At 73.4% G+C, this 9,865-nt stretch carries 11 protein-coding genes and 1 pseudogene; 5 read left to right on the top strand and 7 right to left on the bottom strand.

Features of this window, described 5'->3' with window-relative positions; genetic code table 11:
- Nucleotides 1–278: 278 nt before the first annotated feature.
- The gene (locus ACFE86_RS18805; RefSeq protein ID WP_375456845.1) at nt 279–1,526 is read right to left on the bottom strand and encodes a deoxyguanosinetriphosphate triphosphohydrolase; all 1,248 of its coding nucleotides are present in this window, start codon (nt 1,524–1,526) and stop codon (nt 279–281) included.
- Between the two features lie 169 nt (nt 1,527–1,695).
- On the opposite strand from ACFE86_RS18805, the gene ACFE86_RS18800 reads away from it, so the two are divergent.
- Complete coding sequence (locus ACFE86_RS18800; protein WP_375456844.1) at nt 1,696–2,022, top strand: HesB/IscA family protein; 327 nt, start codon at nt 1,696–1,698, stop codon at nt 2,020–2,022.
- Between the two features lie 284 nt (nt 2,023–2,306).
- Nucleotides 2,307–4,187 carry a hypothetical protein gene (locus tag ACFE86_RS18795; RefSeq protein WP_375456843.1) on the top strand — a complete coding sequence of 627 codons (1,881 nt, stop codon included), beginning with the start codon at nt 2,307–2,309 and terminating at the stop codon, nt 4,185–4,187.
- Between the two features lie 31 nt (nt 4,188–4,218).
- Here ACFE86_RS18795 and ACFE86_RS18790 read toward each other — a convergent pair whose 3' ends face one another.
- Genes ACFE86_RS18790 through ACFE86_RS18780 form a run of 3 tightly spaced genes read right to left on the bottom strand, consistent with a single transcriptional unit; the run spans nt 4,219 to nt 6,699 of the window.
- On the bottom strand, nt 4,219–4,986 hold the full coding sequence (locus tag ACFE86_RS18790) for an ABC transporter ATP-binding protein (RefSeq protein ID WP_375456842.1): 768 nt from the start codon (nt 4,984–4,986) through the stop codon (nt 4,219–4,221).
- Nucleotides 4,967–5,677, bottom strand: a complete 711-nt coding sequence (locus ACFE86_RS18785; RefSeq protein WP_375456846.1) for an ABC transporter permease — start codon at nt 5,675–5,677, stop codon at nt 4,967–4,969. Before ACFE86_RS18785 ends, ACFE86_RS18790 begins: the two co-directional genes overlap by 20 nt.
- 50 nt (nt 5,678–5,727) lie before the next feature.
- The gene (locus ACFE86_RS18780) at nt 5,728–6,699 is read right to left on the bottom strand and encodes an ABC transporter substrate-binding protein (RefSeq protein ID WP_375456841.1); all 972 of its coding nucleotides are present in this window, start codon (nt 6,697–6,699) and stop codon (nt 5,728–5,730) included.
- A 199-nt stretch (nt 6,700–6,898) separates the two neighbouring features.
- Between ACFE86_RS18780 and ACFE86_RS18775 the strand changes: the two genes are divergently transcribed.
- Nucleotides 6,899–7,276 (top strand): 4a-hydroxytetrahydrobiopterin dehydratase, encoded by a 378-nt coding sequence (locus ACFE86_RS18775; protein WP_375456840.1) that lies wholly within the window; start codon nt 6,899–6,901, stop codon nt 7,274–7,276.
- A 122-nt stretch (nt 7,277–7,398) separates the two neighbouring features.
- On the top strand, nt 7,399–7,686 hold the full coding sequence (locus ACFE86_RS18770; protein WP_375456839.1) for an RAG2 PHD domain containing protein: 288 nt from the start codon (nt 7,399–7,401) through the stop codon (nt 7,684–7,686).
- Between the two features lie 27 nt (nt 7,687–7,713).
- Here the strand turns inward: ACFE86_RS18770 and ACFE86_RS18765 are convergent, their stop codons facing one another.
- The 3 genes from ACFE86_RS18765 to ACFE86_RS18755 all read right to left on the bottom strand — a co-directional run bounded on the left by ACFE86_RS18765 (nt 7,714) and on the right by ACFE86_RS18755 (nt 9,501).
- Nucleotides 7,714–7,935: a hypothetical protein gene (locus tag ACFE86_RS18765; RefSeq protein WP_375456838.1), complete on the bottom strand. Its 222-nt coding sequence runs from the start codon at nt 7,933–7,935 to the stop codon at nt 7,714–7,716.
- Between the two features lie 112 nt (nt 7,936–8,047).
- A complete protein-coding gene (locus ACFE86_RS18760) occupies nt 8,048–8,893 on the bottom strand; it encodes a metallophosphoesterase (protein ID WP_375456837.1) in 846 nt (281 codons plus the stop codon).
- Nucleotides 8,890–9,501: a cation transporter gene (locus ACFE86_RS18755; protein ID WP_375456836.1), complete on the bottom strand. Its 612-nt coding sequence runs from the start codon at nt 9,499–9,501 to the stop codon at nt 8,890–8,892. Before ACFE86_RS18755 ends, ACFE86_RS18760 begins: the two co-directional genes overlap by 4 nt.
- Nucleotides 9,502–9,666: 165 nt before the next feature.
- Here ACFE86_RS18755 and croR point away from each other — a divergent pair.
- Nucleotides 9,667–9,865, top strand: a pseudogene (croR, locus tag ACFE86_RS18750) (3-hydroxybutyryl-CoA dehydratase); the annotation flags it as partial.

The raw sequence follows: 9,865 nt of genomic DNA, 5'->3' as shown, positions 1-9,865 counted from the left end.
TCCACCTCATCGGAAAAGCCGAGGCCGGGATTCCATCCGCGTAGGGGTATACCAGCCGTCCGCCCGGAGACTGGCCCTTATGCTGCGCTGCAACAACAGGCTCGGTCGAGGGCTTTCCATGTGATCGCTGCATGGCTCCGGCAGGATATTTATCGTGCCGCGTCTTCGCATGCGCGAGGCCACGGGGAACAGCGCCGTCTCGCAGTATCCTGCAAAGCGGGGGCGGCCGGGCTCGCCGGCCGGGCCGCGGCTCTTCTGCTCCGGCGGCCCGCGCCCGTTCACGGCTCGGCGAGCGGCAGGCTGCGGCTCGGCGGGCTCCAGTGCAGGTCCGGCGTCGTCGCGTGGAGTCGCCGGTGGGCGAGCACGGCGTAGGTGTCGGTCATCCCGGCGATGTAGTCGGCGATGCGCCGCGCGACGCGGCCCTCCGGGGCGCCCTCCAGCCCCGCCCGCCACGCCTCGGGCATCCGCGACGGGTCGGCGGCGAAGGCGGTAAACAGGTCGCCGACGATGGCGTCGGCCTTGGCCCGCACCGCCATCACCTCGGGGTGCCGGTACATCCGCGCGTAAAGGAACCGCTTGATCCCGGCATCCGCCGCCGCGACCGGCGCCGAGAACGCGATCACCGGCGCCCTCGCCGCCCGGATGTCGGCGACCGTGGCTGGCCCGAGCCGTGCCAGCCGCCGCGCGCCCTCAGTGATCACGTCCTCGACGAAGCGGGTGATCACCCTCCGGGCGAGTTCGTGGATCGTCCGCGACGGCTCGAGGCCGGGATGCAGGGCGGCGATCTCGTCGAGCAGCCCGCGCAGGAACGGCACTTCGCGGAGGTCGTCCAGGGTGAACAGCCCGGCGCGCAGACCGTCGTCGAGGTCGTGGCTGTCGTAGGCGATGTCGTCGGCGAGCGCGGCCGCCTGCGCCTCCGGCCCGGCATGGCGCGACAGTTCCAGCGGGTGGAGCGCGTCGTATTCGAGGATCGCGGCCGGGATGCCGGCCTCGGCGTAGCGCGCCGTCGGGCGGCCGTCGGCGCCGAGCAGGGGGCCGTTGTGCTTGACCAGCCCTTCGAGCGTTTCCCAGGCGAGGTTGAGCCCGTCGAAGCCGGCGTAGCGCCGCTCCAGCCGGGTGACGATGCGCAACGCCTGCGCGTTGTGGTCGAAGCCGCCGTGGCCCGCCATGCAGGCGTCGAGCGCATCCTCGCCGGTGTGGCCGAAGCAGGTGTGGCCGAGGTCGTGGCTCAGCGCCAGCGCCTCCGCGAGGTCCTCGTCGAGGCCGAGCGCGCGGGCCAGCGCGCGGGCGATCTGGCTCACCTCCAGGGTATGGGTCAGCCGGGTGCGGTAATGGTCGCCCTCGTGGTGCACGAAGACCTGGGTCTTGTGCTTGAGCCGCCGGAACGCGGTGGAATGGATCACCCGGTCGCGGTCGCGCTGGAAGTCGCTCCGTGTCGGCGAGGCCGGCTCGGGGATCAGCCGTCCGCGGGTGGCTGCCGGATCGGTGGCGTAGGCCGCGCGCCAACGCTCACCGGCGGCGCGCACGCGGCCTCCGCCCGTCTGTCCCCTCGTGTGCGGCCGGCATGGTCCCTCGCAGTCCGAATGGAGGCCGGCGCGTTGCGGCGCGGCGCCATCCCCCATATCTTGGTTGTCGGCACGCTCCGGGCAATCGCCCGAAGCGGGGTTCCCGACAACAGCGCCGATGGCTCCCGCGATGGCCGAGATCACCCTGACCCCCCGCGCCGCCCGGCGCATCAACGAGATCATGGGCGCCGAGCCCCCCGGCGCGCGCCTGCGCGTCAGCGTCAACGGCGGCGGCTGCTCGGGCTTCTCCTACGCCTTCGACATCACCCGTGCCCAGGAGGCGCAGGACGTGACGATCGAGCGCGACGGCGCCACCGTGGTCGTCGATCCGGTCTCGCTGGAATACATGGCCGGCTCGACCATCGATTTCGTCAACGACCTGATCGGCCAGTCCTTCAAGATCGAGAACCCGCAGGCGACCTCGTCCTGCGGCTGCGGCACGTCGTTCTCGCTCTGAGATTTCGAACATCGGCCCTTCCGAGGGTGCTGCGGAACCGGCTGGTCCTCTCATCGCATCCGGGCAAGCGGCTTCGCGCACCGCCGTCATTCCCGGGTGCCGGAGGCGAACCCGGAACGATGGAGCCGGATGCGGATCGTCCGCCATTGCCGGAACCCGTTGCCGCGGTATGACACGCGCCCGCAAGCGTGCGCTCCCGTCCGGCCCGCCGATTGCCTCGTCCGCGAAAATGCGGGACGAAGGTCGCCTCGAAGAACAGTCCCGCCAGCGGTCCGGACACGATGATGACCCAGAAAACGGTCCGCGCCAGCCTCGCTCGGGCGGCCCGCCTCTCCGTCTGCGTCCTCGCGCTGCTCGCGGGCACCGAGGCCGCCGTCCGGCCGCTCCTGGCGCAGGAGGCGGCCTCGGCCGTGCAGGACGTGACGCTCACCGACGTCGCCCTGCCGCTCGGCGACACGATGTTCAAGGCGCCGCGCATCACGGTCAGCGGCACGCGGCTGTCGAAGGGCGACCTGACGGCGATCCTCAAGGCGGATTCCGCCGAGCCCTGGGGCCCCCGCCTCGCGCGGCTGGAGGCGGCGAGCATCGCGATTCCGGTGCTCGCCTCGGAGCATGCCGGCCCGGGAAGATCCCTTCAGACCGTGACCTATCGCGAGGTCGCCGCCCGCGACGTGCGGGCGGGCCGCATCGCCGAACTGACCATCGCGGGGGCCGCGATCAGCATCGCCGGGGGGCCGCAGACGGGCTCGGGCACCTACGGCCGGATCGCGGCGACCGACCTCGACCTCGCCGCGCTCGTGCGCCTCTCCGGCGAGCCGGGCGACGGCAAGGGGGCGGTGCAGCGGATCTACGCCGCGGTGCAGGTCGCGGACGTGACCTACACGGAGGCGTCCGGCATCGCGATGAGGCTCGCCCGCCTCGACGGGCGCGACCTCGGCGGCCGCCAGGTGCCGGGCGGCTGGAGCGGGGCGTTCGGCCTCCTGACCGACGGCCTCGATGCCGTCGATCCGGAGATGCCGGCCGGTGATCGCGCCAAGCTCGCCGCGAGCGTCGCCGACCTCGCCGAGGCGTTCTCGGTCGGCAGCCTGGAACTGCGCGGCCTCGGCGTCAGCCAGACCGGTTCGGACGAGCCGGTGCTCGTCGAGATCGGGCGGATGGCCTACGCGGGCGGGGGCGCCGAGGCCGGCACGACGCTGGAGGACGTGGCGTTCTCGCAGGGCGGGCTGAAGGCGCGGCTCGGGCGCCTGTCGCTCACCGGCGTCTCGCTCGCGCCGACCATCGCGGCCCTGCGCCGGCTCGCCGATCCCGCGAACCCGGTCGCCGACGACGACCTGCGCCGCCTTACGCCCGCGGTCGGCGGCTTCGCGCTGCAGGACCTGAGCTTCGACATGCCGGCCGCCGAGGAGCCCGGCAGGCCGCCCGCCAAGCCCGACGCGGCGAGGCCGGCTCCGATCAGACCCGGCGATCCGCTCGTCGCCCCGAAGCCGGCGCCAGCGCGCCTGGCCCTGCGCAACGCCGCCCTGGCCCTCGGGCCGATGCGCGACGGGGTGCCGACCGCGAGCCGCCTGGATGTGTCCGGCCTCACCCTGCCGGCCTCGCTGGTCGCGGGCCTGCCGGTGCTCGGCGCGTTGCCCGCTTACGGCTACGGCGATCTCGACCTCAACCTCGTCGTCGATTCGGCCTGGGACGAGGCCAAGCGCGAGGTGGCCCTGCGCGAGATGACCCTGTCCGGCCGCGACATGGGCTCCCTGCGGCTCGCGGGCACGCTCGGCGGCATGGGGCCGGAGCTGTTCTCGTCGAACATCTCCGCGACGCGCCTGCTGATGCTCTCGGGGACCGCCAAGGCCCTCGACCTCACGATCCAGAACGCCGGCCTGTTCGAGCGATTCCTCGCCGCCCAGTCGAAGAGCCTCAGCCTGAAGCCGGAGGACCTGCGCCAGGAATACGTCGCTGCCAGCCAGTTCGGCGTGCCGGCGATCCTCGGCAACTCGCCGGCCGCCAAGGCGATCGGCGCCGCGATGAGCCAGTTCGTCACCAAGCCCGGCCGGCTGACGCTCAGCGCGAAGGCGAAGGACGCGGCGGGCCTCGGCTTCGTCGATGTCGGCGCCGCCCGCTCCCCGGCCGCGGTGCTGGACAGGCTCGACGTGGACGCCAGGGCGGAGTGACCGCGTCCCGGGTTCCGCCGCCCGGACACGTTCACGCCGCGATGATGCCGGGATGGCGTAGGGCCAGGTCCCGCCGGGTCGCGTCCGCCCAGGCGCGGTCGCGCTCCGACCGGGGACGATCCAGCGGCACGGTGGCCACGAGGCTCGCCGGGCGCGGCGACAGCAGCAGGAGGCGGTCGGCGACCGCGATCGCCTCGGCGACGTTGTGGGTCACCATCAGCACGCTCATGCTGAGGCGGTCGACGGTGTCGACGACGAGGCCGCGCAAAGCCGCCGCCGCCGCGTCGTCCAGCGACACGAACGGCTCGTCGAGGACGAGCAGGCGCGGGTCGTTGGCGAGCGCGCGGGCGAGCGCGACGCGGCGCTGCATCCCGAGCGAGAGCGCGCCGGGAAAGCGCGCCCGCCACGGGTCCAGGCCGAGCTGGGCGAACAGCCCGTCGAGGTCGCGCCCGCGGCTCGCCCGCGGCATCGCCAGCCGCACGTTCTGCTCGACATTGCGCCAGGGCAGAAGGCGCGGCTCCTGGAACACCATTCCCGGGCCGGTCTCCGAGGCGCGCGGGTCCGGCGCGACGCTGCCCTCGTAATCGGTGTCGAGCCCGAGCAGGATGCGCAAGGTCGTGGTCTTGCCGGCGCCCGACGGCCCGATCAGGCAGGCGATCTCGCCCGGCACGATCGCGAAGGCGAGGTCGCGCACCGCCTCGACCGGCTCGGCGGAGGCGGGATGGTAGACCTTGCGGGCGATCGAGACGGAGAGGACGGCCCCGGCGCCGGCGGCCATCCTATCGCCAGCGGCGGACATGCGCTTCGAGCCGCTGGAGGAGGAGAATGTCGACGGCGACCATCACGCTCATGAACACGAGGCTGTAGCCGAGGATCGCGGCGACGTCGGTGCTCTGGACGAAGTAGTAGTTGATGGCAAAGCCGACGCCGTTCGGCCGCCCGAGCAGCTCGATCACCAGCACGATCTTCCAGGCGAGCGACAGGCCGGAGCGGGCGGCGGCGACCGCGAAGGGCTGGAGTTGCGGCACCAGCACGTGGGCGATCCACGAGCGGCGGTCGAAGCGGTAGGTCCGCGCCATCTCCTCCAGGCCCGGATCGAGGCCGCGGGCGCCCTCGCGCAGGATCACCGCGACGTTGGGGAGCTTGTTCAGCACCACGGCGAGGATCGCGGCGGATTCGTTGAGGCCGACCCAGATGTAGGCCAGCACGGTGATGACCAGCGCGGGCGTGTTGAGCAACGCCAGCAGGGGCGTGTCGAGGATTGTGTCGAGGCGCTTCGAGCGCCCGAGCGCGACGCCGAGCGCGACGCCGAGTACCATGGCGAGCACGAACGACAGCCCGACCCGCCCCAGCGTGATGCCGACGTTCGTCCACAGGTCGCCGCGGGCCGATTCCCGCCCGATGAAGGCCGCGACCGCGAGCGGCGTCGGCAGCATCCGCGAGCCCGCCCCTTGCGCCGCCGCCTGCCACGCGGCGAGCAGCACCAGCATCGAGGCGAGACGGGTGAGGAGCCCCCTGCGGTCGGCGACGGCTCGGCGGATCAACCGGTCGTCCCGTCGTAGTACAGCCCCGGCGGCAGGCCGGTGCCGGCCCCGACGAGGCGCTCGCCCCCGAGCCGCGCCATCACCGAGAACAGCGTCTCGCCGTCGCCGCGCTCGTCGGCGACCGGGCGGCGCGGGATGCCGGCGAGGTATTCGCGCCTGAGGGCTTCGTAGGTCGGGTCGTCCTCGGCGCCCATCAGCGGGCGCACGACCTCCCAGGCGGAGGGGTCGGCGGCCAGCATGTCCTTGGCGGCGCGCGCCGCGCGCACGAACCCGGCCACCGCCTCGGGCTTCTCCGCGACGGTCCGCGCCTCGAACAGGTAGCCGATCAGCGACACCGAGCCGGTGGCGCCGAGCGCGCGCATCATGTCGTCGGCGCCGATCAGCCGGCGGAACCCCTTCGCCTCCAGGCGGGCGCAGTAGGTCCAGTAGGTGAGCGCGGCATCGAGCGCCCCCTGCTCCAGCTTCAGCGTGATCAGCGGCGGCGCGCCGTAGGCGATCTCGGCCTTCGCCTCGATGTCGAACCCGGCCTCGCGCGCCTGCGCCTTCAGCAGGAGCCAGTTCTTGTCCAGCGGCCCGCCCGCTACGCCGAGCCGCCGGCCGACGAGGTCCCGGAGGCTCCTCACGGGGCTTGCCGTCGGCACCATCACGGCGCCCTCGGAGGTCGAGTAGGGGATGAAGCGCACCGCCCGCCCCTCGTTGCCGAGGCGGGCCGCCCAGAGCAGGTCGCCGATGATCGCGTCGACTTGGGCCCCCATGAAGGCGATCCGCGCCGCGTCGTTGCCGGCAAGCCTCACCACGTCGAGGTTGAAGCCGTTCGCGGCATCGAGCCCGCGCGCCTTGATGAGCGCGGCCTCCCAGGCGACCGTGCCGAAGGGCAAGCTGCCGAGGCGCACGCTCGGCGCCGCGAGCGCGCGCCGCGGCAGGCCGGCGAGCGCGGCGGCGGCGAGCAATCCGCGCCGTGACAGCATGGCGCCTTCTCCCTGGACGTCTTCGAGGCCGGTATGGGCCCGAGGCCCGTCTCGGCCGGAGCGGCGAAGCCCCGGCACCGGAGGGGCCATTGCCGAAAGGTCATAGGGCCCGCGCTTCGGCCCGTCCACAGGCGCCTTGCGCGGCGGCACCCGCCGGGGCACCCTCGCTGCGAGATGAAGTCCGTCGGAGGAGACGAGCATGGCCGGACCGCGCGAGGGCGCCCTGGACGCCGAGACCATCGCCGCGCGGCTCGCGGCCGAGCTTCCGGCGTGGCGCTACGAGGACGGCTGGATTCGCCGCACCTACAGGACCGCGGGCTGGAAGAGCACGCTGATGGTGATCAACACCGTCGGCCACCTCGCCGAGGCCGCGTGGCACCACCCCGACCTGACCGCCTCCTACGCCTGGGTCGAGGTGCGGCTGATGAACCACGCCGCCAAGGGCATCACCGACAAGGACTTCGCGCTCGCCAGGAAGATCGAGGAGGTGGTCTCCTGGCAGCCCGGCCTGGAGGGCGCGGGCCTCGAGGGCACGCCGGCCGATCCGCGCTTCGCCTACATCAAGTACGAGAAATAAGGCGCCGCATTCACGGGATGCTTATGGCGGCTGGCCCTGGGGCCTCTCGATTCCTAACGCGCCATGCCCGATCTCGTGCCGTGCGGTCCTCGTGAGGGACCGCGCGAGCCCGAACGAAGATCATGCCGAACCTCCAAACCATCCCCGTCGCCCCGGCCGCCCGCATGCCCGGCTCCGCGACGGGGTCACCGCCCGCGCCAGAGGCCGCGATCCCCGGCGAGACGGGGCTGAGCTTCACCATCGGGCAGGATGCGCGCGGCTGCTGGGTGGCCGTGGAGAGCCACGGCATCGCCGGCGGCCTGTTCCGGAACCGGGCGGACGCGCTGCACTACGCCGACCGGGAGATACGCCACGGCACCGGCGAGATCCGGTTCGCGGCCGGGCCGGTCGCCTTCACGGTCGGGCGCTGAGCGCCCGGCCGACCGGTCGGCCGAGCATCACTCCGCGGTCTTCACGCGCCGGCAGGCGGTCTTCAGGTAGGCGGTCCTGCCGATCGCGTCGCGCAGGTCCGTGCGGGCGATGATCTCCTGCCAGCCGCTGGTGCAGCCGAGCTCGTTTCCGACGCGGACCTTGCGCACTTCGAGCGCCGTGCCGTCGGTGCAGGCCTCCTGCGCCACGGTGTTCGCGCAGACGAGGACGACGGCGAGGAAAGTGTTCACGGGCAAACGCTCCCGGCGGCGGCGCGTGGACGCGTTACGCACGAACCCTCCGGCCGGTTTCGCGCGGCCGGTCGGGTCCGACGGCCGCGGCCGCCCGACGGCGTTCCTGCGCTCACGACAGCGTCACGACGCGGTCGGGCGCGTAGGTCGCGCCCTCGACCGGATTGGCAACCCAGCGGCATCGGCCGACCGCCCTATCGTGTCCGGCGTGGAAATGGCCCGACACCCACAGGTCCGGCCGCGCGCGGTCGTCGAGGTCGTCGAGCACGCGCGTCGCGTAGAAGGCCGGCACCCACCACGGCACCCCCGGCGCGCCGCGGAAGGCGTCCGCCGCGCGCGGGCTCGGCGGATGGTGCGTCACCGCCACGGTCAGGCCGGAGAACGGCGCCGCGAGCGCCCTCAGCAGCGCCGCGCGCTCGGCGGCGTGCGCCGCCATCGCGTCGGCGGGCTGCCACGGCGTGCCGTCGCCCTTGCGGATCGACCCGCGGTATTCCCGCGCGCCGGTGACCGGGTCGGTCATCCGCGCGACGGCATGGGCCACCGGGTCGGCCGGGCGGCCGGGCGTGTCGTCGGCGAGCCAGCGCCCGGCGAGCGACCAGTCGCTCCACAGCGTCGCGCCGACGAAGCGCACGCCGTCGAGGACGCACGCGGCGCCGCGCTGGAGCAGGTGCACGCGCGCGCCCGTCGCGGCGAGGCGCCCGACCTCCGCCGCCAGCGCGGCGAGCAGGTCGGGCGCGCTCCGCGCGTCCCCGGTCGGGGCGTAGTGCTCGTGGTTGCCTGGCACCAGCACGACCGGCCGGCCGCCGGCAAGCGACAGCAGGGCCGCGAGGCCGCGCTCGGGATGGCCCTCGTAGAGGTCGCCGGCACAGACCATCACGTCGAAATCCGCGCTCGGGGGGGCGATCAGGTCGAGCCGGCGGCGCTCCAGGTGCAGGTCGGAGATCGGGAAGATCTTCAAGGATTCGGCCCTGCCTCGCGCGCGGCCCGTCGCTCCGCCGCCGCCGCGCGAAAGATGTCGCCGGCCGAATCCGCGTTGAGGATCGCGATGCCGGCTGCCGCGACCAGGTCTGGCCAGGGCGAGGGGTGGAGCGCGGTGACGAGGCCGGCCGCGATGATCGCGAGGTTGGCGTAGGCGTCGTTGCGGGCCGAGAGCCAGGCTGCCCGCGTCAGGCTGCCGGCGCCGTCGCGGTGGCGCGCGAGCAGGGCGGCGCAGGCGAGGTTGACGGCGAGCGCGCCGAGGCCGGTGAGCGTCAGCGGCAGGGGCGCCGGCGGGCTGAGGTCGGAGAATTTCTCGTATGCGGCGTAGGCGGTCGCGAGCGCCGGCACCATCAGGATGCCGGCCAGCGCCGTGCCCAGGCGGGCGCGGTTGCGCAGGCTCCAGCCGAGGCCGGCGCAGATCAGCAGGTTGATCGCCGCGTCCTCCAGGAAATCGAGGCTGTCGGCGATCAGCGCCACCGAGCCGATCGCCAGCGCCACGGCGATCTCGATGCCGAAATAGCCGAGGTTCAGCCCCGCCACGCGGGCGACGACGGAGCGGAGCGGCGGAGGGGCGGAGCGGTCCTGCACGCGGGCGGCGGATGTCCCATGTCGAGGGGACCGCCTCTTCGCCCATCGTGCCGGGCCTGTCGAGCGGCGGTCCGCGCGTCTCCTCCGGCTGGATTCGGCGGCCCACCTGTGCGAGGCGGTTGTGCCGTCGGACCGAAGCCGTTCGGCCGGGAGGAGGAGGCTCGGATGCTGCCCGAATTGCGCATTCTCTACTTCGAGGACCTCGAAGTCGGGCTCTCGGAGACGCTGTCGAAGACGATCGCCGCCTCCGACGTGGTCGGCTTTGCCGAGATCACCGGCGACCGCAACCCGATCCATCTCTCGGAGCATTTCGCGGCGCGCACGCCCTTCGGCACCCGCATCGCCCACGGCCTCTACACCGCCG

It is taken from the genome of uncultured Methylobacterium sp., assembly GCF_964244095.1.
Lineage (GTDB): Bacteria > Pseudomonadota > Alphaproteobacteria > Rhizobiales > Beijerinckiaceae > Methylobacterium.
Note: the sequence above shows the minus strand (reverse complement) of the source record. Positions and strands in the feature narration are given on the sequence as shown.